15 protein-coding genes are annotated in these 21,175 nt (G+C 54.6%); 13 read left to right on the forward strand and 2 right to left on the reverse strand.

What is annotated here, in order from left to right; genetic code table 11:
• Positions 1 to 9 precede the first annotated feature (9 nt).
• From NBV64_RS08370 to guaB, 9 genes are all read left to right on the forward strand, one after another.
• Positions 10 to 1,284 carry a lipoprotein-releasing ABC transporter permease subunit gene (locus NBV64_RS08370; protein WP_009457991.1) on the forward strand — a complete coding sequence of 425 codons (1,275 nt, stop codon included), beginning with the start codon at positions 10 to 12 and terminating at the stop codon, positions 1,282 to 1,284.
• Positions 1,277 to 1,990 carry an ABC transporter ATP-binding protein gene (locus NBV64_RS08375; protein ID WP_250757071.1) on the forward strand — a complete coding sequence of 238 codons (714 nt, stop codon included), beginning with the start codon at positions 1,277 to 1,279 and terminating at the stop codon, positions 1,988 to 1,990. Before NBV64_RS08370 ends, NBV64_RS08375 begins: the two co-directional genes overlap by 8 nt.
• A gap of 74 nt (positions 1,991 to 2,064) precedes the next feature.
• Entirely contained in the window at positions 2,065 to 2,898 is an 834-nt protein-coding gene (locus NBV64_RS08380) for a TatD family hydrolase (protein WP_250757072.1), read from the forward strand.
• Between the two features lie 200 nt (positions 2,899 to 3,098).
• Positions 3,099 to 5,567: a DNA internalization-related competence protein ComEC/Rec2 gene (locus tag NBV64_RS08385; protein WP_250757073.1), complete on the forward strand. Its 2,469-nt coding sequence runs from the start codon at positions 3,099 to 3,101 to the stop codon at positions 5,565 to 5,567.
• Positions 5,568 to 5,688: 121 nt separating this feature from the next.
• On the forward strand, positions 5,689 to 6,585 hold the full coding sequence (locus NBV64_RS08390; RefSeq protein ID WP_137431589.1) for an alpha/beta fold hydrolase: 897 nt from the start codon (positions 5,689 to 5,691) through the stop codon (positions 6,583 to 6,585).
• A gap of 6 nt (positions 6,586 to 6,591) precedes the next feature.
• Positions 6,592 to 7,440, forward strand: coding sequence for a 3',5'-nucleoside bisphosphate phosphatase (locus NBV64_RS08395; protein ID WP_250757074.1), 849 nt, complete (start codon positions 6,592 to 6,594; stop codon positions 7,438 to 7,440).
• A gap of 17 nt (positions 7,441 to 7,457) precedes the next feature.
• On the forward strand, positions 7,458 to 8,051 hold the full coding sequence (greB, locus tag NBV64_RS08400; protein ID WP_009457980.1) for a transcription elongation factor GreB: 594 nt from the start codon (positions 7,458 to 7,460) through the stop codon (positions 8,049 to 8,051).
• 232 nt (positions 8,052 to 8,283) lie between these two features.
• Positions 8,284 to 12,345 carry a phosphoribosylformylglycinamidine synthase gene (purL, locus tag NBV64_RS08405; RefSeq protein WP_250757075.1) on the forward strand — a complete coding sequence of 1,354 codons (4,062 nt, stop codon included), beginning with the start codon at positions 8,284 to 8,286 and terminating at the stop codon, positions 12,343 to 12,345.
• Between the two features lie 43 nt (positions 12,346 to 12,388).
• Positions 12,389 to 13,849: an IMP dehydrogenase gene (guaB, locus tag NBV64_RS08410; protein WP_009457979.1), complete on the forward strand. Its 1,461-nt coding sequence runs from the start codon at positions 12,389 to 12,391 to the stop codon at positions 13,847 to 13,849.
• A gap of 474 nt (positions 13,850 to 14,323) precedes the next feature.
• Here guaB and NBV64_RS08415 read toward each other — a convergent pair whose 3' ends face one another.
• A complete protein-coding gene (locus tag NBV64_RS08415) occupies positions 14,324 to 15,229 on the reverse strand; it encodes a DMT family transporter (RefSeq protein WP_250757076.1) in 906 nt (301 codons plus the stop codon).
• An 85-nt stretch (positions 15,230 to 15,314) separates the two neighbouring features.
• On the opposite strand from NBV64_RS08415, the gene NBV64_RS08420 reads away from it, so the two are divergent.
• The gene (locus NBV64_RS08420; RefSeq protein ID WP_250757077.1) at positions 15,315 to 16,121 is read left to right on the forward strand and encodes an AraC family transcriptional regulator; all 807 of its coding nucleotides are present in this window, start codon (positions 15,315 to 15,317) and stop codon (positions 16,119 to 16,121) included.
• Here the strand turns inward: NBV64_RS08420 and NBV64_RS08425 are convergent.
• On the reverse strand, positions 16,118 to 17,005 hold the full coding sequence (locus NBV64_RS08425) for an alpha/beta fold hydrolase (RefSeq protein ID WP_250757078.1): 888 nt from the start codon (positions 17,003 to 17,005) through the stop codon (positions 16,118 to 16,120). The genes NBV64_RS08420 and NBV64_RS08425 overlap by 4 nt on opposite strands.
• 161 nt (positions 17,006 to 17,166) lie before the next feature.
• Here NBV64_RS08425 and guaA point away from each other — a divergent pair, with 161 nt between their 5' ends.
• From guaA to NBV64_RS08440, 3 genes are all read left to right on the forward strand, one after another.
• Positions 17,167 to 18,753: a glutamine-hydrolyzing GMP synthase gene (gene guaA, locus NBV64_RS08430; RefSeq protein ID WP_009457973.1), complete on the forward strand. Its 1,587-nt coding sequence runs from the start codon at positions 17,167 to 17,169 to the stop codon at positions 18,751 to 18,753.
• Positions 18,754 to 18,967: 214 nt separating this feature from the next.
• Positions 18,968 to 20,002: a hypothetical protein gene (locus NBV64_RS08435; RefSeq protein ID WP_250757079.1), complete on the forward strand. Its 1,035-nt coding sequence runs from the start codon at positions 18,968 to 18,970 to the stop codon at positions 20,000 to 20,002.
• The gene (locus NBV64_RS08440; RefSeq protein ID WP_250757080.1) at positions 19,995 to 21,017 is read left to right on the forward strand and encodes a DUF262 domain-containing protein; all 1,023 of its coding nucleotides are present in this window, start codon (positions 19,995 to 19,997) and stop codon (positions 21,015 to 21,017) included. The genes NBV64_RS08435 and NBV64_RS08440 overlap by 8 nt, the downstream gene beginning before the upstream one ends.
• Positions 21,018 to 21,175: the final 158 nt, after the last annotated feature.

The raw sequence follows: 21,175 nt of genomic DNA on the forward strand, positions 1-21,175 counted from the left end.
GCAGCTCGCATGGGATACGAATTTTGGATTGGAGCGCGGTATGCCGGCCTGGCCAAGGGCCGCAAACGGCGTGGGGGACGAAAAGACCGTTTCGTCTCCTTTATTGCGGGCAGCTCGATGGCGGGGATTGCCCTGGGGGTAGCCGCGCTGATTGTCGTGCTGTCTGTCATGAACGGCTTTCAGACCCAGGTGCGTGATCGCATGCTGTCGGTCTTGCCGCATATTGAACTGATTGTGCGCAATGCCGATCATCAGCAAGTCTTGAATGAGTGGAAATCGCTGGCTCAAAAAGCCCAGACCAATCCGGCGGTGGTGGGCTCGGCCCCCTATGTGGCCGGTCAGGGCATGTTGGTGCGCAGTAATCAATTGATGGGCGTGCAGGTACGTGGCATTGAGCCTGATCAGGAAAGCAAGGTGTCCGAGCTGGCCCAGCAAATGGTCATGGGCCGACTGGAAAATCTGCAGCCAGGCACTTTCGGGATTGTGCTGGGCGAGCAGTTGGCCAATCAATTGCGTGTCAGCACGGGCGATACGATCATGCTGATGGCCCCGCAAGGCTCGATCTCGCCAGCCGGTTTTTCACCACGCATGCGCCAGTTCACGGTAACCGGCGTGTTTTCCTCCGGCTATTACGAATACGATGCCAGCCTGGCTTTTGTGAACGTGGATGATGCTTCCAAGATTTTCCGCGACAGTGGCAATAGTGGTGTGCGTCTGCGTATTAAAGATATGCAGCAGGCCCCCATGGTGGCTCAGGAGTTGGCCAGCAAAATGCCGCGCAACGTGCTGGTGTCGGACTGGACAGCTAATAACCGTACCTGGTTTGCCGCTGTGCAAACCGAAAAACGCATGATGTTCCTGATTCTGGCCCTGATTGTGGCGGTGGCGGCTTTCAACCTGCTCTCTTCCTTGGTGATGGCCGTGAAAGACAAGCAGTCGGATATTGCTATTTTGCGCACTATTGGTGCCACCCCCAGCGAGATTGCCCGTATTTTCCTGGTGCAAGGTGCTTTGATTGGCGTTGTGGGTACCTTGCTGGGCGTCGGTTTGGGTACCTTGATTGCCTACAATATCGACGTGATCGTGCCCTTTATTGAAAACCTGATGGGTCGTAAATTCCTGCCTCAGCAGATTTACTTCATCAGCGAATTGCCTTCCAATCCGCAGGTCTATGACATTGTGCTGATTGCTATTGTCTCGCTGGTTTTGTCCTTCCTGGCCACGCTGTACCCAAGCTGGCGTGCTTCCAAGCTTCAACCTGCACAGGTGCTGCGTCATGACTGATCTTATCGCTCCAACCGTGCTGTGCGCGCGCGATGTCAGCGTCCACTACGAGGAAGGCGGCAACAGCATTCAAGTGCTTTCCGGGGTGAATCTGGAGGTGTGTCGTGGCGAGATGGTGGCTATTATCGGCGCTTCCGGCTCGGGTAAAAGTACCTTGCTGCACGCTTTGGGCCTGCTGGATAAGCCTGATACAGGCAGCATCGAGGTTAACGGCACCCAGACAGAGAGTCTGAATGAGAGCGAACGCAGTCAGCTGCGCAACAAGGTGCTGGGCTTTGTGTACCAGTTCCACCATTTGCTGCCTGAGTTTGATGCGCTGGACAATGTGGCCATGCCCTTGATCGTGCGTCGCATGAAGCGTCCAGAGGCGCGCGAGCAGGCTCAGCAGGTTCTGGAACAAGTGGGTTTGTCCCAGCGCGTGCATCACTATCCGGGTCAGTTGTCCGGGGGCGAGCGTCAGCGAGTGGCCTTGGCGCGTGCTTTGGTCACACGACCTGCCTGCGTGCTGGCGGACGAGCCTACGGGTAATCTGGACCGCTATACCGCTGAAGGTATGTTTGAACTGTTAAGCCGGGTCAATGAAGAGTTCGGCACAGCTTTTGTCATCGTGACCCATGACCAGGCCCTGGCCTCCCTGGCCCATCGTCAGCTGGTAATGGACAAGGGCTATCTGACCCAGGAAATCAGGGCCGAGCGCCGGGTCTAATACCTCGCAGGGGCGTGGGGCTGTCATACCGCGTCCTTCCCTTTGAGGGGCTGAGGTTTGTGGGGAGTCTCGTTATGCTTATCGATACGCATTGTCATCTGGATGCTCCCGAATTTGCTCAAGACCGAGAGCAGGTGATTGAGCGTGCCCGCGTGGCGGGTGTACGTTCGATTGTGGTGCCGTCCGTAGGTGTATTTGACTTTCAAGCTGCCCGTGAGACCGCGATGGCAGCACCCGGGGGCGTGTATGCGTTGGGGATTCACCCCCTGTTTACTCCTGAAGTGGGGGCAGCAGATCTGGAAGCCTTGGAACAGGAAATCCAGCTGCGTCTGGACGACCCGCGTTTTGTCGCCTTGGGGGAAATCGGTCTGGACTACTTTGTGCCAGAGCTGAAAACCGAAGAGGCTAGTCGTCATCAGGAATGGCTGTATGAAGCTCAATTGGCCATGGCGCAACGCTATGGCTTGCCTGTACTCCTGCATGTGCGTCGCTCTCAAGACCGGGTACTGAAATATCTGCGGCAATTTCCGGGAGTAGGCGGGATAGCCCATGCTTTTAACGGTAGTGAGCAGCAGGCGCAGATGTTCGTACGCCAAGGCTGTGCGCTGGGTTTTGGTGGGGCCATGACCTTTGGCCGAGCCAAGCAGATTCGCCGTCTGGCGCAGGATATGAGTCTTGATGATATTGTGCTGGAAACCGATGCGCCGGATTTGGCGCCGTCCTGGTTGGTGGAGCCGGGGACTCCCTTGGCATCGGTTCGCAATGAGCCGGCTGAGGTGAAAGGAGTCGCGGAGAGTCTTGCAGAGCTGCGGGGGATGGACGTGGCTGAAGTCATTCGCCAGACCGGGGCCACGGCACGACGAGTCTTGCCAAGGCTGGATGCGTTTTTGTCTAGCCAGGGGTATTAGGCTGGGGGCAGGCTTTTTGATGTTGCCAGAACTGCTTTTTCACTGGGCTTTCACTCCTGGTTTATCTGTCAGGTAAGAGGCGCGTTTTGCCTATCGGTACAAGCCGATATGAGCAAAGTGTCCTTGTTTCGACCCTTTGAGGCACGCCTGAACTCTACGCTATAGATTTGCGTGGAGATCACGATGGCAGGGCAGAGCCCATGACAGGGCGTGCGTGTTTAGCCGCTTTTGTGGCCGCAGCCACATTCACCCATTTCCTGAAGCCTTCGTATCTGGCCTTGCCTGTTTGGCCGTGGCTGGGTGCTGTGGTTGTGAGCATCTTGCTGGCGCAGCGTTTTTCTTTTGCTTATGTTCTGGTCTTTGCCTGCTTGGGAGCCAGCTACAGCATTTGGCATATACAGGGCCGGCTGGCTCAATCCGTCCCGGTCACTGACATCAATAAAGTCAGTCGGGTAGAGCTGGAAATCCAGTCCTTGGTACAGGCAGGGCCGAATTACAGACAGTTTCAGGCACGAGTCTTGAGCTCCCAGCCTCCCGGTTTGCCCGAGCAGATTCTGGTTCGCTGGAATGCGGCTCAAGGCCATCGCTCCTTGTACCGTGAGCCGTCTGTACAAAGCTTCCCCGAGCTGATGCCCGGTCAGCGCTGGCGCATGTCTTTATTGATGCGTCCACCTCAAGGAGCCCGTAACCCTCATGGCTTTGACGCAGAACGTCATGCCATGACTCAAGGCTGGCGGGCTGTGGGCAGTGTGCGGGGTCAGCCACAACGATTGGACTTTGATCCGGCGCAGTCCTGGCCCACATGGACGGAGCGTCTACGCCATCATTTGCGCAACGTCCTGATGCCCTACGTACAAGAACAACGCTGGGGCGGGGTGATGCTGGCTTTGTCTTTGGGAGATCAGGCCAGTATCGCCGCAGCGGATTGGCTGATCTTCAATCGCAGTGGCCTGACGCACCTGGTCTCCATCAGCGGCACGCACGTTACGTTCCTGGCCGTGTTGTTGGCTGCCTTAGTGTCCTGGTGTTGGCGACGTGTTCGTTGGGGGCGCTGGGTATTGGCCGAACAAGTTCCTGCTCAGGTTGCTGCGACCTGGGTAGGTATTGCCGGGGCGGGTGCTTACTGCGTCATCGCAGGTTGGGGTGTTCCTGCCCAGCGTACTTTTTTGATGTTGCTGGTGCTGGGTGTCTGCCGTATTCGGGGTTTATATTTGGGAGCCAGCCGGACTTTGCTGATTGCAGCTCTGTTTGTGGTTTTGCATGATCCATGGGCGGGGCTGACCACCGGCTTTTATCTATCTTTCGCCGCTGTTTCGGTCTTGTTCGCGTTTGGCGCTTTGATGGGGCAGGTGCCGCAGCCAGGCACCCGGTGGCAGCGCTGGGGGCAGCGGATCTGGTTTGCGACTCAGTTGCAGGTGCTGATTACCTTGGCCTTGTTGCCCGCTCTGGCCCCCTTGTTCCATGAAATATCCTTGGCTTCCTTGCCCGCGAATGCGTATGCCATCACCTTGATCGGCTCAGTTGTGACGCCGCTGGTGCTGCTCTTGTTGATTTTGGCGGCGCTACAGGCTCCTTCAAACTGGTGCGAGTCTGTCGCTAATCTTGCTCATGCTGTATTGGATTTCACCATGCAGCCTACGATCTGGCTGGCGGAGCGCAGCCTTGCCAGTGTGCCAGTGCCTGCCCAGCACTGGGCTTGGACAGTTCTGGCTTTGCTGGGGGTACTGCTATTACTTTTGCCCAAAGGCTTTGTGTCCCGCTTGAGCGGCCTGTCTCTGTTAGTGCCCGCCTTGGCTTTGCGACCTTCTTTATTGCAGGAAGGGGACTGGGACTTGTTTGCCCTGGATATAGGCCAGGGCAGTGCGGTGGTGCTGCGTACTCGCAGTCAGGTGTTGCTGTTTGACGTGGGAAACCGCTACGGCCCTGATTCCGATGAAGGCAAACGCAGCATTGCCCCCTGGTTGAAAGCCAAGGGGATAGGGCGGATCGATACCTTGGTGTTGTCTCATGCCGATATGGACCATGTGGGCGGGACGCGCAGCGTATTGCAGGCGGTACCGGTTAGCCGCTCCTATAGCAGCTTTGATCTGGACGCGCATCTGAATCGGGAGGAGCGTTTGCTGGCCGTGCCTGCTGGCTCCACTGTTCGCCCGGAGCAGGCCCTGCGCTGTGAGCAGGATGTGCACTGGAAGGTAGACGGCGTACGTTTCCGGTTCTGGTGGCCCCCTGCGGATGAAGCCAGATTCAAGGCCGCCTATGGCAGTGAGGAAGATAAGAATGCCATCAGCTGTGTGCTGGAAATTCGAGGTGTCCGACACAGCGCCTTGCTTTTGGGCGATGCCAGTGTGGCGCAGGAGCAAGCCATTGTGGCGGCGGGCTTGGGGCCTGTTGATGTCGTTGTAGTCGGGCATCACGGTTCCCGGACCTCCTCGGGGGCGCATTTTGTGAAACACATGCAAGCGGGGTTGGCGATTGCTCAACTAGGATGGTGGAATCGCTTTGGGCATCCACATGCGCAGGTGCAAACGCGTTGGGAACGCTCCGGCGCTTTATTCCTGCGTACCGATCATTGGGGCGCTTTGACTGTGGAGTCGCGTCCTTCGGCCCTGTATTACTTTGGCGAGCGTGATCGTCACGCCCGCTACTGGCAGTCCCCAGCACCGCCCTGAAGGCAGGACAGAAACGGCATAGTAAAGCCCTCGGGCTGGGCTACAATAGTCCTTTATCTGTCAAATTCTGGTCTGAGCGTTCATGACAACTGATCTTCAGGAGCCGCGCCTTAATTGGGTTATGTGTGCCAGTGCCTCCGGTACGCACCGCATGGCGTACTGGGAGTGGGGCGATCCCGGTAACGATCAGGTCTTGATGTGCGTGCATGGTTTGACGCGTACTGGCCGGGATTTTGATCAACTGGCTCAGCGCCTGTCCAAACGTTACCGTGTGGTAGCCCCCGATGTTGTGGGACGTGGCCGCTCTGATTGGCTGATTGATCCAGCCGCTTACGCTATTCCTCAATACGTTGCTGACATGTTGGTGTTGATTGCCCGATTGCAGCCGGCACGGCTGGATTGGGTGGGCACATCCATGGGCGGTTTGATTGCCTTGGGTTTGCAAGGCGCGCAAGCCATGTCAGCCTTGCTGCGTCCGGCTCGCCCCGGACCAGGTCTGGGTGTCGAGCCCTTGCAACTGCCCTTGGGGCGTGTCGTTCTGAACGATGTAGGCCCGGCGCTGGATATGACAGGGCTGCAACGCATCAGTGAATACGTCGGTCAGTCCGTGCTGTTTGATACCTTCGAACAGGCGGTGGAGTATGTACGTTCCGTCTCGGCTTCCTTCGGAGAGCATTCCGCTGAAGAATGGGCCGATATGTCCCGCCACGTCTTTGTGGAACATGAAGGTAAATGGCGTCGCCATTACGATTTGCGCTTGTCGCAAGCCTTTGCTCAGCAAGCGGATGTGGACTTGCAAGCGGCACAGGCCTTGTTGTGGGGCGCCTATGAGGGTTTGCCGGACAAGGTGCTGATCGTGCGCGGTCAAGAGTCCGATCTCTTGAAGCCAGAAGCGGCCCAGGAAATGTTGCAACGCAATCCCAATTCGCAACTGGTGACTATTCCCAATGTGGGACATGCACCCATGCTGCGCAATGCCGAGCAAATCGACCACATCGACTACTTTCTAGCTGGATAGCCCCTTATGAGTGTTCAGGCCCGCTTGCCCGTTGATTTGCATTGCCATTCCATTTATTCAGATGGTGTGCTCAGCCCCGCGGAACTTGCCGCGCGTGCGCATGCTAACGGTGTGAAACTGTGGGCCCTGACGGATCATGACGAAATCGGTGGCTTGAAATTGGCCCGGCAATGCGCCGAGGATCTGGGCATACGCTTTGTGGACGGCGTAGAAATCTCCGTCACTTGGGCGAACAAGACTATCCACATTGTTGGCCTGGGCGTGGACCCGGACCATCCTGCCTTGCAAAAGGCGCTGCATGATGTGCGTGCTGGCCGCGAGCAGCGCGCCCGTCAAATGGGTGACCGCTTGGAAAAACTGGGTTTTCCCAATGCCTATGAAGGCGCAGTTCCATTTGCCGCCAATCCGGAACTGATCAGCCGCACGCACTTTGCGCGGTTTCTGGTGCAGCAAGGTTACTGCGTTGATATGAATGAGGCCTTTCGCCGCTACTTGGCGGATGGCAAGCCTGCTGCCGTGGAAACCGTCTGGGCCAGCCTGGAAGAGGCGGTGGGCTGGATACGTGAATCGGGCGGCAAGGCCATTATTGCCCACCCCGGACGTTACGAATTGGATGGCACCCGCAGCCATGCCTTGTACACCCAGTTTCTGGAACTGGGTGGCGTAGGTATTGAAGTGCTGACAGGCAGTCATACTCCGCAGGAATACAGCGTGTATACCCAGGTAGCACGCAGCTATGGTTTTGAAGTGTCCTGTGGTTCGGATTTTCATGGTCCCAGCGAAGGGCGTGTTGATTTAGGCGATTTGCCGCCTTTGCCCTCGGGATTGAAACCCGTTTGGCAGGAGTGGCTCTAGCAGGAGCCTTTTAAACGATGAATAAAGCCTTTGTGAAAGAGTCCGATCAGGACGATGACGACGATCTGGACGCCCCGGCCAGTGCACTACCCAGTGGGACCAAGAATTACATGACGGTCCTGGGGTATCGCCGTTTGCGTGGCGAACTGAGCCATTTGATGAACAAGGAACGTCCCGAGGTGGTGCAGATCGTCTCCTGGGCGGCATCCAATGGTGATCGCTCCGAGAACGGCGATTATTTGTACGGTAAAAAACGCCTGCGGGAAATCGACCGCCGTATCCGTTTCCTGACCAAGCGTCTGGAAATTGCCGAAGTGGTCGATCCCGGCTTGCAGCCCAATCCCGATCAGGTGTTCTTTGGTGCAACCGTTGTTTATAGCGACAGCCAGGGTGAAGAGTTCACCATCACCATTGTGGGCGTGGACGAGGCCGAACCCTTGCAAGGCCGTATCAGCTGGATTTCGCCGGTGGCCCGGGCCCTGATCAAGGCGCGTGAAGGCGATACCGTGGTGCTGCGCACCCCCGCCGGTAAGGAAGAGCTGGATATTCTGGAAGTGTCCTATCCCGAACCCGCACCAGCTCCTGATCTGGATGGAGACAGCCCGATTTGAACGCCGTACCGGGTCCGTATTGGAGATTACGGGGCGCGAATCGCTCCGGCCCCTCAAGACGTCTTGTCGAGCTTGCCGGGTTTGCTGTGTCTCCAGCCCCGCTTGCGGACCCCTTGTTTGAACTGAATTTTCCCTTTTTGTGCACGCCATTTACCGATGTGACCTCTTGTGTCGCTTCCGGTTAAAATGGCGTGTTTTCTATTTCTCCCACCTTTTTTGCCCCTCCCGTATCGTGAGCCAAATCCTGTACTTTCCCGGTTCGTCCGTGCTCTCCGCATTTCGTCGTGAGCGTTTGCTAGAGCGTGTCGAGCAGCGTCAACTGCCTGTTGCCGACATTCTTGCCTTGCACGAATACTATGTCTGGACTGAAGAGTCCGGCCTGGATGCCAGTGCGCGTCAGCACCTCAGCGACCTGCTGGATGATGGTCTGCCTGCGCTGGACCCTCAGCCGCCTAAAGGCGCCTTGGTTCTGCGTGTCATTCCTCGTTTGGGGACCGTGTCACCCTGGGCCAGTAAAGCGACTGACATCGCTCATAACTGTGGCTTGCAAGCGGTACGTCGTATCGAGCGTGGCGTGCGTTACATCATCACCCCCAAGCGTGGCTTGCTGGGTGCCAAGGAACTGGATCAGGCTCAGCTGGAGCAACTGGCTGCCTTGCTGCACGACCGCATGACCGAAACCGTGGTTGGTTTGGAGTTTGACGGTCAGGCGCTGTTCACCCAACTGGAAGGCAAGCCCATCCAGACCGTGGATGTTCTGGGTGGTGGCGTGGCGACCTTGAAGCAGGCCAACGAGGAAATGGGTCTGGCGCTGTCCGAGGACGAAATTGAATACCTGATGGATGCCTTCACGCGTCTGGGTCGTAACCCGCACGATGTGGAATTGATGATGTTCGCGCAAGCCAATAGTGAACACTGTCGTCACAAGATTTTTAACGCACAGTGGGTAATCGACGGTCAAAACCAGGGCAAGACCTTGTTTGGCATGATTCGCGAAACCCACGCGGCTCAACCTGAAAACACTGTGGTGGCTTATGCGGATAACGCCGCCATCATGACGGGCGGCCCCGCTACTCTGTTCCACGCCGGTATTGATGATCAGGCCAACGAGCCTGTGTATCAGCGCCACGAAGCGCTGGTTCACACCTTGATGAAGGTGGAAACCCACAATCACCCCACGGCGATTGCTCCATTTCCCGGCGCATCGACAGGTGCCGGTGGCGAGATTCGTGACGAAGGTGCAACAGGCCGTGGTTCCAAGCCCAAGGCGGGCTTGACCGGCTTTACCGTGTCCAATCTGTGCTTCCCTGAACAAATGGAACCTTGGGAAAAAGACTCCCACGGTATTCCTGACCGTATCGCCAGCCCCCTGGACATCATGATTGAAGGCCCGATTGGTGGTGCCGCCTTCAATAACGAATTTGGTCGTCCTAATCTGCTGGGTTACTTCCGTACCTTTGAGCAAACGGCTGGCGATCAGCGCTGGGGCTATCACAAGCCCATCATGATTGCTGGTGGTCTGGGTTCGATTGACGATCGCCTGACTCACAAAGATCCTCTGCCAGTGGGCGCCTTGCTGATTCAGCTGGGCGGTCCCGGCATGCGTATTGGTATGGGTGGTGGTGCTGCGTCCAGTATGGGCGTGGGGGCCAACCGCGCCGAACTGGACTTTGACTCCGTGCAGCGTGGTAACCCGGAGATGGAGCGCCGTGCCCAGGAAGTGATCGACCGCTGCTGGCAGCAGGGCGAGAATAACCCCATTATTGCCATCCACGACGTGGGGGCGGGCGGTCTGTCCAACGCCTTCCCGGAACTGGTGAACGATGCCGAGCGTGGCGCTATTTTTGAACTGACTCGCGTTCCTCTGGAAGAGTCGGGTCTGTCGCCTGCTGAAATCTGGTCCAACGAATCCCAGGAGCGTTACGTCCTGGCCATTCTGCCCAAGGATCTGCCACGTTTTGAGCGCATTGCTCAGCGCGAGCGCTGCCCCTTTGCCGTCGTGGGTGTGGCTACTGAAGAGCGCCAATTGCGCGTGACTTTCGGCGAAGGCCTGCCTGGCGTGGACGAAGTGCACACCCCCAAGAGCATCGAGGAACGTCCTGTTGACGTGCCTATGGATGTGATTCTGGGTAAAGCCCCACGCATGGAACGCGACGTCAAGCGTCTGGACGGCGTGGCCGAACCGCTGGACCTGACGGTTATTCCGTTGACCGAAGCCATGCACCGGGTGCTGCGTCACCCCACTGTGGCCAACAAGACTTTCCTGATCAGCATTGGCGACCGCAGCGTGGGTGGCCTGTGCAGTCGTGATCAGATGGTTGGCCCTTGGCAAGTGCCTGTGGCCGACTGCGCCGTTACTTTGGCTGATTTTGAAGGCGTGCGCGGCGAAGCCATGTCCATGGGCGAACGTAGCCCTAGCGCCATGATTGACGCTGCTGCCTCCGGCCGTATGGCTGTGGCTGAAGCCTTGACCAACTTGGTCGCCAGCGATGTGCGTGACCTGAAAGACGTCAAATTGTCCGCCAACTGGATGGCCGCTTGCGGCGTAGACGGCCAGGACGCCGCCTTGTTCGACACGGTTCAGGCTGTTAGCCAGTGGTGCCAGAGCCTGGGCCTGTCCATTCCTGTGGGCAAGGACTCTTTGTCCATGCGTACCAGCTGGGAGCAGGACGGTGAGTCCCGTCAGGTGATTTCGCCAGTTTCCCTGGTGGTGACTGCTTTTGCTCAAGTGGCCGATGTGCGCCGCACGCTTACCCCCCAACTACAAACCAATGTGGGCGATACCGCTTTGGTCTTGATCGATCTGGGACAGGGCAAACAGCGTATGGGCGCTTCCGTATTGGCTCACGCCTTCAATCAGGTTGGCCAGTCCGTACCTGACATGCAGGACGCCGAAGCCATGCTGGCGTTTGTGAAGGTGATTCGCCAATTGGCCGACCAGGATCTGATCCTGGCCTACCACGACCGTTCCGACGGTGGCCTGGCCGCGACCGTGGCCGAGATGGCGTTTGCCGGTCACACAGGCGTGTCCGTGAATCTGGACATGCTGACCATCGACCCTCATGCTGCCGATTGGGGCGATTACAAGATTCGTGCCGAACAGGTTTCCGTGCAGCGTGATGAAATCACCTTGCGCGCCTTGTTCAACGAAGAGGCTGGTGCTGTTATCCAGGTGCCATTGGCCCAGCGTGATCAGGTCATGCAAACTCTGCGTGAAGCCGGTTTGTCGGCTCACTCCCACGTGATTGGTAGCCTGAACAAGACCGATCAGGTCGAGTTCTATCGCGATGGCGCTTGCATTTACCAAGCCTCTCGTGTGGAACTGGCGCAACAGTGGAGCGAAGTTAGCCGCCGCATCATGGAGCGCCGCGATAACCCCGCTTGCGCACAGGCTGAATTCGATCGCTGGGAAGACGTACAAGATCCAGGCATCTCGCCGCGCGTCATGTTCAACCCGCAGGAAGATATTGCTGCTCCCTTCATCGCTACCGGCAAGCGCCCACGCGTTGCCATCTTGCGCGAACAGGGGTGCAACAGTCAGGTGGAAATGGCCTGGGCCTTTGATACTGCTGGTTTCGAAGCCGTTGACGTACACATGACCGACCTGCTGTCGGGCCGCGCATCGCTGGAAGGCATGCAGGGCATGGTGGCTGTGGGTGGTTTCAGCTATGGCGACGTTCTGGGCGCCGGTGAAGGCTGGGCCAAGACCATTCGTTTCAACAACCAGTTGTCGGATCAGTTTGCTGCTTTCTTCGGTCGCAGCGATACCTTCGGTCTGGGTATTTGTAATGGTTGCCAGATGATGGCCGCTTTGGCTCCCATGATTCCAGGTGCAGAATTCTGGCCACGCTTTACCCGTAACCAGTCGGAAAAATACGAAGCTCGTTTCTCCAGTGTGGAAATTGCCTCTTCGCCATCCTTGTTCTTCAAGGGTATGGAAGGGACCCGTCTGCCAGTAGCCGTGGCTCACGGTGAAGGCTTTGCCAACTTCCAGCGTCAAGGCGATGCGTCCAAGGTCGCCGCTGCGGTTCACTTTGTGGATCATCGCGGTCAGCGCACCGAACAGTACCCGCTGAACCCCAACGGCAGCCCTTACGGTTTGACCGGCGTAACCACGGCAGATGGCCGCTTTACCATCATGATGCCTCACCCGGAACGCGTGACGCGCAACGTCATGATGTCCTGGACTCCAGAGCAGTGGGGCGCCGCCGATCAGGGTGCTGATCAGATGGCAAATGGTGGGTTTACTCCCTGGATGCGGATGTTTCGCAACGCTCGGGTCTGGATTGCGTAATTGCTTACGCGTATAATCGATTTTTGGACGGAGTTATAAAAGCATGCGTCTCATCAAGAAAGCACTGACCTTCGACGATGTGTTGTTGGTTCCCGCTTACTCCGAGGTTCTGCCTCGCGATACATCCTTGCTCACCCGCTTTACGCGGGACATCACCCTGAATATCCCGCTGGTTTCGGCTGCCATGGACACGGTAACCGAAGCGCGTCTGGCTATTGCCATGGCACAGGAAGGCGGTATCGGGATCATCCACAAGAACCTGACGGCGGATGCTCAAGCACGTGAAGTTGCACGTGTGAAGCGCCACGAGTTCGGTATCGTGATTGACCCGGTTACTGTTACGCCCACCATGAAGGTGCGCGATGCCATCAACCTGCAGCGTCAGCACGGTATTTCCGGTTTGCCTGTGGTTGAGGCCGGCAAACTGGTGGGTATTGTTACCAACCGCGATCTGCGCTTTGAAGACCGCCTGGATCTGCCTTTGCGTGATGTCATGACGCCTCAAGAGCGTCTGATCACCATGCATGAAGGCGCCACGCTGGACGAAGCTCAGGCCCTGATGCACCGCCACCGTCTGGAGCGCGTGCTGATCGTTAACGATCAGTTCCAGCTGCGTGGTCTGGCAACGGTTAAGGATATTGTCAAAAACACCGAGCACCCTCTGGCCAGCAAAGACAGCCACGGTCAGCTGCGCGTCGGCGCTGCGGTTGGTGTGGGTGACGGTACCGAAGAACGTGTCGAGAAACTGGCCGCAGCCGGTGTGGACGTGGTGGTGGTGGACACTGCCCACGGTCACTCCCGTGGTGTTATCGAGCGCGTTCGCTGGGTCAAGAAGAATTTTCCTCGCATTCAGGTTATTGGTGGCAACATTGCTACCGCTGATGCCGCTCGCGCTCTGGTCGAGGCCGGTGCAGATTGTGTCAAGGTCGGTATTGGCCCTGGCTCTATTTGTACGACTCGTATCGTAGCCGGTGTGGGTGTACCTCAAATTACGGCTATTGCTGACGTTGCCAAGGCTTTGGAAGGTACGGGCGTACCTCTGATCGCTGACGGTGGTATCCGCTTCTCCGGCGATGTGTCCAAGGCTTTGGCTGCTGGCGCTTCCGCTTGCATGATGGGCGGTATGTTTGCTGGTACTGAAGAGTCTCCGGGTGAAGTGGTGCTGTTCCAGGGCCGTTCGTACAAGTCCTACCGCGGTATGGGTAGCTTGGGCGCCATGGTCGATGGTTCGGCTGATCGCTACTTCCAGGATCCTTCGAACAACGCTGACAAGCTGGTTCCAGAAGGTATTGAAGGCCGCGTGCCTTACAAGGGCAGTGTGATTGCCATTATTTACCAACTGGTTGGCGGCATCCGTGCTTCCATGGGCTACTGCGGTTGCAAATCCATCGAGGAATTGCACGCCAAGGCCGAGTTCGTGGAAATTACGGCTGCTGGTGTACGTGAGTCCCACGTGCATGATGTGCAGATCACCAAGGAAGCGCCTAACTACCGCGCTGACTGATCTTAGCCAGTCTCTTGCATGCCAGAAACCGCCAGCCTTTGGGTTGGCGGTTTTTTTTGTGTATCGCCTTTGTGTTGTGGGGTAGGGGGTAGTCTCAGGATAGACGCCTCTTGCGGCCTGAGTGGGGCGTGGGGCGGACCGCTTGCCGGTGCTGCGCACCGGTGCCCTTGGCGGTGTCGAGATACGGGCGCACTCTGAACTCACCCGGTGATTGGTCCCCCGGACCAATCACAAGCGTCGGGTTCAAACAGCAGAGTGCTTGCATCCCGTATCCCGACACCGCCCGCGGCAAGCAGTCTGACTCGCCCCACGCCCCCACCCAGGCCGCAAGAGGCTCAGATCGAGAAATACTTAGCCCCGCCTGATTTTTGTGCTTAGGATTTTTGTTGCTGTGTTGGGTTAATTCGCAAACTAATGGCCGATAGCTGGCAAATCAGTTCATAGCAGGAGTTGGGTATAAAACTCCCATATTTCTTATTTGGCAGGGGCTGCTTTGGTTTTGAACAGCCATTGTTGAGGCGGCCATTGAGCCAAAATCACCCCTGCCAGAGTCAGCAATCCACCGCTCACATGGTGTGCGCCCAGTTGTTCGCCCAGCAATGGGATGGCCAGCATGGCGGTCATGAAGGGCAGGATATTCAGGAACAGGCTGCATCGGGCCGGGCCCAAGCGTGTGATGCCTTGGATCCAGCAGTAGGGCAGCAGGACGGAGGCCAGGATGCCTGCGTACAGGATCAGGGGGACTGTTTGCTCATTCAATTGCGTTTGTTCTGCTGGCAGCCAAAAGAAGACAGGCAGCAGGGTGATCAAGGCGCCCCAGGCTTGCAGATAGGTTGATTGCCAGGCTGGCACAGTGATATGCCATTTCTTCAAAAAAACACTGTAGAAGGCATAGCTCAATGCCGCTGTCAGCATCAGCAAGTCGCCAGAGCGGACTCCTTGGCTTAGCAGTTGCATGGGATGGCCGCTGCTAATCAACCAGACTGTTCCAAACAAGGCCAGCAGGGCGCCGGGCAGCATGCCGCGAGGGCCAGAGCCTGGCAGCAGCAGACGTGTGGTCAACAGGGTCAGTAGGGGTGTCAGTGCGGTAATCACGGCCATATTGGTGGCACTGGTGCTGGCTGCTGCCCAATAAGACAGGCACTGATAAAACGCCATACTCAGAAATCCCAGAAACAGCAGTTTGGGTAGTTGAGGACGGATCGAGTGCCAGTGTCGCCAGACAGGGCGAGCGGCAAACAGGCTCATGATGGCCAGCGCCAGCACGACTCGATAAAAACTCATGGCAGGTGCGGCGATCAGGCCGTGCGCCATTTTGGAAACAATGACATTGCCGGACCACAACAGCATGGTCACCAGCGGATAAGCATAGTTGCGCATTGGAAGCATCCATCAATAAGGAAGACGTATGCTCGCTGTAGACCGACTTGCCTGTCTTTCGCTAAACTGACTTGAATTAGCGCAAATGGGACAGCTTGTGCTTGATCCTCTTATTCATATTCCGGTTGAGCTGGCCAAGATGCCTATTAGTGGTTTGGCAGCAGACTATCCGGACGGCCATCTTATTCACGAACATCAGCATGTACGTGCGCAGTTCTTGTACGCCGTGCAAGGGGTGATGGTGATTGATGCCCAGGAAGGGCGCTGGGTGGTTCCTCCTAGCCGTGGCGTTTGGCTGCAACCGGGTCGTCCTCATACGGTTCGCATGCGCGGGCAGGTCAAAATGCGCACGATCTTTGTGGATGAGGATGCTGCTCCGGGCTTGCCGGCGCGTAACTGCGTGCTGGATGTCAGCCCCTTGCTACGGGAGCTGATTCTGGAGGCCAGCCGAATTCCTTTGGTGTATGCGCAAGACAGTCGCGATGGCCGCTTGATGCGTTTATTGCTGGATGAACTGCGCGAGTTGCCTGTATTGCCGTTTCATCTGCCCTGGCCCGAAGAGCCGCGCTTGCTACTGGTGTGTCGACAGCTGGAGGCTAGCCCCGATGATGATAGAGATGCAGATGCCTGGGCCAGGCAACTGGCCATGAGCGTCAAAACTTTCCACCGCCTGTTTCGTCGCCATACCGGCATCAGCTTTGGGCAATGGCGTCAATTCGCTCGATTGTTGGGGTCTTTGGAGGGCTTGGCAGCTGGTGAGCCTGTTGTGCAAGTGGCTTTGCAGCACGGTTACGCCAGCCAAAGCGCATATGCCGCCGTTTTCCGGCGGTATTTTGGGGTTACTCCCAGAGAGTTTTATCGCTCTAAAGACAGCGCGGGCGACGCAGTTTAGTCCGCTAGCTCCAGTAAAAGCCGGGCCAGCATGTCGGGGTGTGTCATCAACGCGCAGTGCCCACTTTCCAACTCTCGGAATTCCCAGTCTTTCTGCTGACGGGCCCATTCGCGCGAGGTATCCACCCCCCTGAACGTAGGCTGTGTGCAGGAGATATAGGAGCAAGGGCGGCCATTGCCGATGACGGGGTTCTGTAAGCGCAGGGAAGAGCGGTAGACGCTAAGCGGCTGTGGTGTCAGGCGGTTACCGACAAAGTGCAGATCTTCTGTGGCATGCAGGCCCAAGGCGCTTAGTGGAGGAGGGGGGACGGCAGGAATGGCGCTTTTCCCGGCAGAGGCCACCATGCTGTCGACAATCTTTTCTGGCAGGGTGTCGAAGGTGCTGGTGCCGCTGGGCAGGATAAAGGCGTCCAGGTAAATCAGTTGTTGAATGCAGCGTGGCATGACGTCGGCGACGCCGCTAATGACCAGTCCTCCAAAGCTGTGGCCCACCAGAACCACGTTGGAGAGTTCCTCCCAACGTATCAAATTAGCGACATCATCTACAAAGGTGTTCAGGGTGATGTCCGCGCTAAGCAAGTGGCTGCGTTCGCCCAGGCCTGTCAGTGTGGGGGTATAGACTTTATGCCCCTTGGCCCGTAGCCGGGCAGCCAGTCTGGACCAGCACCAGCCACCGTGCCAGGCACCGTGAACCAGCACAAAGGTCAGGCTGTCGGAGACTTCGTCCGTATCTTCCTGACATTCGTAGGCAAAGCTGTGCGAGCGGGCACCGGAGGGGCCGGGAGCAGGGATATAGCTGCCGCCTTGTTGTTGTGTGGCCTGTGCAGGTCGGGATTCCTGGTGTTCATTAAGTTCGCTCGGACGAGGGGTACGACTCGAAGACATGCTGAAACTCCCAAAATGGCTGCATGTACTGTAGCTGCCTTGCCGCATGAATGCCAGTGATGCAAGACAATTTCGGCCTGGAGTATTTCTGCGACTCCCTAAGCGGCGCTACACAGCGTAAAATAGATCCTTTACCGCTTTATTATTGGCTCGATACTTTCATGCACCAGCGAATTCTGATTCTTGATTACGGCTCCCAGGTCACCCAGCTTATTGCGCGTCGCGTACGCGAAGCCGGTGCGTACTGTGAAATTCACCCCGGTGATGTCAGCGATGAATTCATCCGTTCCCAAGAAGGCCTGAAAGGGATCATTCTGTCTGGCAGCCATGCCTCGGTCTACGCCGAAGACGCTCTGCAAGTTCCTGCCGCCGCGTTTGAAGCCGGCGTACCCGTTCTGGGCATTTGCTACGGCATGCAAGCCATGGCCCGCCAACTGGGCGGCGTTACCGAAGGTTCGGACAAGCGTGAATTCGGTTACGCCGAAGTCCGCGCCCACGGCCACACCAAGCTGCTGGACGGTATTCAGGATTTCGCTACGGCAGAAGGCCACGGCATGCTCAAAGTCTGGATGAGCCACGGCGACAAAGTTACCGCCTTGCCTCCCGGCTTCAAGCTGATGGCTTCCACGCCTACATGCCCCATCGCCGGTATGGCCGATGAAGATCGCGGCTTCTACGCGGTTCAGTTCCACCCCGAAGTCACCCACACTGTCCAAGGCGCTGCTTTGTTCGAGCGCTTTGTACGCGACATCTGCGGCTGCGTGGGTGATTGGAACATGCCTGACTACGTGCAAGAGGCTATTGCCAATATCCGCGAACAAGTCGGCGACGAAGAAGTTATTCTGGCTCTGTCCGGTGGTGTGGATTCCTCGGTTGCTGCCGCTCTGATCCACCAGGCTATCGGCGACAAGCTGACCTGCGTATTCGTGGACCACGGCCTGCTGCGTCTGAATGAAGCCCAGCAAGTCATGAGCACCTTCGCCGACAATATGGGTTTGAAGATCATCCATATCGACGCTTCCGACCGCTTCCTGGGCAAACTGGCCGGTGTTACCGATCCAGAAGCCAAGCGCAAGATCATTGGCCGTGAATTCGTGGAAATCTTCCAGGAAGAAGCCGCCAAACTCAGCAACGCCCGCTGGTTGGCCCAAGGCACAATCTACCCGGACGTAATCGAGTCCGCCGCCGCTAAATCCGGTAAAGCCACTGGCATCAAATCCCACCACAACGTGGGCGGCCTGCCAGATACGCTGAACCTGAAACTGCTGGAACCCCTGCGCGAGCTGTTCAAGGACGAAGTGCGCAAACTAGGCGTAGCCCTGGGCCTGCCGCCAGCAATGGTCTACCGTCACCCCTTCCCAGGCCCAGGCTTGGGTGTCCGTATTCTGGGTGAAATCAAGCGCGAATACGCAGATCTGCTGCGTCAAGCCGATGCCATCTTCATCGAAGAGCTGCGCAACACGGTTGACGAAGAAACCGGCAAGAACTGGTACGACCTGACTTCCCAGGCCTTCACCGTCTTCCTGCCTGTGAAGAGCGTGGGCGTGATGGGTGATGCGCGTACCTATGAGTACGTTGTTGCCATGCGTGCCGTGCAGACAACAGACTTCATGACGGCTGACTGGGCTGAACTGCCATACTCGTTGTTGAAGCGTACTTCTGGCCGCATCATCAACGAAGTGCGCGGCATTAACCGTGTGACCTACGACGTAAGCAGCAAGCCGCCAGCGACGATTGAGTGGGAGTGATCCATTTATAGTTAAGATGCAATAATGTGTAGTATAAGACCGTTAGGCCTATATAAATGGGTTTAACGGTTTTTTTATTAGCAAGCGATAAGCTGTTGTGAGTAAATTCGCGTGCAGGGTTTTGTCCTACTGATGATATTAGGAGGGGGTTAGCTTCTCTAAGCCTGCGGTTATGACTAAATTATAAAAATATTCTTTAAATGACGGAGAGGTAATGAAGTACTTGTTCGTGTTGGGTAATGGCTTTTCAATGGATTTATTTAACCATTTGGGGAAAAGTACAGATTATCCATTAGGGAATTTAATTTCATATGGTGATAAGCTTTGTTGGCCGTCTAATGGGAGAAGTGCTTTTATCTCATTTAGAAATACGCCTAACTTGTGGTTGCTAGGTGTCAGGTCGAGTAACTCTAATGAGAAAAACACAAAAATAATAGAGAATATAATTACATGCGCAAATGCAATGTATATGAAAAAAGGAAAAGATGGGTTAAGGTCAAAAAATAAAAAAGGGGAAGTCTATAGAAATGCTTATAAAGAACTTGTTTCTTTTCTTAAGTTTTTATTTATTCAGTTTGATGAGGAGGTTGTTTTCGAAAGAAAAGATATTGAAAATTGGCATTGGGCAAGAGTATTTAAAGCAATTTCGGAAAATGAGGAGGTTGAGGAGGTTAATATAATTACGTTTAATTATGATCTTTGGGTGGAGAAAGTGTTAAATGCAATGGGTGTGGATTTTAGAGTTACGGTAATAGAAAATGATGGGGGAGGTAAGTTTTCGATTACTAAGCCTCATGGATCTATTTCTTTCATTCATAAAGCAAGTAGTGATATTTTAGAGTTTAATATAAATTACAATAATGAAATTTCTATATTGGAGGGAGGGGAGGATGATTTTGAATATTCTATGGAGAATTTAAGGCGACACTCCCCTATTATCCCTTTGATTCCACCTGCTGGGGATAGTAGTAGATTTGCCTTAACTTGGGCAGGAAAATTAAAGGCTGAGGCTAATAGAATTGCTGAAGATATAAATGAGAATGATAAAGTTGTTCTTTGCGGGCTGTCATATTGGCATGTGGATAGAAATGAAATAGACGAGATATTATTAGGGATTAATAGTCAATGTGAAATATCATATATAAACCCAAACCCACCAGAAGCTCTTGATGCGGTTTTAACTTCTTTGTTTGATAATTACGAACATTACATTAGTTCTGAAAGATTTGCGGGAGGCCAATATGTCTGATTTTCTTCAACGTGAAAGCAATACCATTACGATTGCTAACTTTTATGAGGCTTATAAATTAGGTAAATATAATTTTGAGCCAGAATATCAAAGGAAAAGCATCTGGTCAGAAGAGAAAAAATCTTTTTTGATTAATAGTATAGTGAGAAATTTTCCGATTCCGCCTATATTCTTACATCAAAAAATAGATAATGAAACAGGATCGACTAAATATGATGTTATCGATGGAAAGCAAAGGCTGACCGCGATAATAGAATTTCTTGATAATCAATTGGCGATTTCTGATGAGGATGATGATGAAAAATTAGCAGGACTTTATTTTGAAGACTTAGGGAAGCCCCAGTATGCAGAGTATAAGAAAAGATTCTGGAGATATACTCTGTCTATCGAATATATAGACACAGCTGATAGAAATATAATCGATTCTATATTTGATCGCTTAAATAGAAACGGCGAGCCTCTCACAGGGCAGGAGTTAAGAAATGCGAATTATTACAATTCTCAACTACTGAAAAAAGTTGAGAATGCTAGCAAGATCGTATTTTGGGAAAATAGACTGGAGGTTGTGGATAGGGCAAGAATGGAGGATTTAGAGTTTATTAGCGAGCTTTTCTTCTTTATAGCTGAGGGAGTGGAGTTGACTGCTAATCAAGCTCAGATGGATGATATGTATAGGAAATATTCAGAAAAAAGTGAAGATGAAATAAATAATATATATATGCAGTTTTGCGAGGTTACAGGCTTTTTGGAAAATCTAAATTTGGACTATTCTGGATTTAAGATTGGTGGGGTTAGTCATCTTTATGGATTATTTGCATTTTCTAAATATTGCATAGATGAGAATATTGATGCTGGGGTTGTTGCTGAGAAATTAAAGAGATTTTATTCTGAGCTTCGTGATAGAAGTTTTAAAGACGAAAATATTCAAAAGTATAAAAACAGTATGTCAGCAAGAACGAAAGATTCTTTTTCAAGAAGAAAAAGAAAAGAATCGCTTATTGCTTATTGCCAATAGTTTATTGTGAGGTTTGGTTTATTTGGGGTGGTTTTAATAGATTTGTGGCTTTTTGGGGCGTATTGTTTTTGTTTCACGCAGGGATGCTTATTGTTGATCTGCGTGATTGTTTCTAGTTTTTTGTTGTTCTTGGTTTCTTGGGATATTATCTATGATTT

The organism is Alcaligenes sp. DN25 (assembly GCF_023674485.1).
In the GTDB taxonomy this organism is placed as follows: domain Bacteria; phylum Pseudomonadota; class Gammaproteobacteria; order Burkholderiales; family Burkholderiaceae_B; genus Alcaligenes; species Alcaligenes phenolicus.

Bases quoted from the DNA above. Each gene is read 5' to 3' on its own strand.
- NBV64_RS08370 (WP_009457991.1), top strand. From the start codon at position 10: ATGGGATACGAATTTTGGATTGGAGCGCGGTATGCCGGCCTGGCCAAG.
- NBV64_RS08375 (WP_250757071.1), top strand. From the start codon at position 1,277: ATGACTGATCTTATCGCTCCAACCGTGCTGTGCGCGCGCGATGTCAGC.
- NBV64_RS08380 (WP_250757072.1), top strand. From the start codon at position 2,065: ATGCTTATCGATACGCATTGTCATCTGGATGCTCCCGAATTTGCTCAA.
- NBV64_RS08385 (WP_250757073.1), top strand. From the start codon at position 3,099: ATGACAGGGCGTGCGTGTTTAGCCGCTTTTGTGGCCGCAGCCACATTC.
- NBV64_RS08390 (WP_137431589.1), top strand. From the start codon at position 5,689: ATGTGTGCCAGTGCCTCCGGTACGCACCGCATGGCGTACTGGGAGTGG.
- NBV64_RS08395 (WP_250757074.1), top strand. From the start codon at position 6,592: ATGAGTGTTCAGGCCCGCTTGCCCGTTGATTTGCATTGCCATTCCATT.
- greB (WP_009457980.1), top strand. From the start codon at position 7,458: ATGAATAAAGCCTTTGTGAAAGAGTCCGATCAGGACGATGACGACGAT.
- guaB (WP_009457979.1), top strand. From the start codon at position 12,389: ATGCGTCTCATCAAGAAAGCACTGACCTTCGACGATGTGTTGTTGGTT.
- NBV64_RS08415 (WP_250757076.1), bottom strand. From the start codon at position 15,229: ATGCGCAACTATGCTTATCCGCTGGTGACCATGCTGTTGTGGTCCGGC.
- NBV64_RS08420 (WP_250757077.1), top strand. From the start codon at position 15,315: ATGGGACAGCTTGTGCTTGATCCTCTTATTCATATTCCGGTTGAGCTG.
- NBV64_RS08425 (WP_250757078.1), bottom strand. From the start codon at position 17,005: ATGTCTTCGAGTCGTACCCCTCGTCCGAGCGAACTTAATGAACACCAG.
- guaA (WP_009457973.1), top strand. From the start codon at position 17,167: ATGCACCAGCGAATTCTGATTCTTGATTACGGCTCCCAGGTCACCCAG.
- NBV64_RS08435 (WP_250757079.1), top strand. From the start codon at position 18,968: ATGAAGTACTTGTTCGTGTTGGGTAATGGCTTTTCAATGGATTTATTT.
- NBV64_RS08440 (WP_250757080.1), top strand. From the start codon at position 19,995: ATGTCTGATTTTCTTCAACGTGAAAGCAATACCATTACGATTGCTAAC.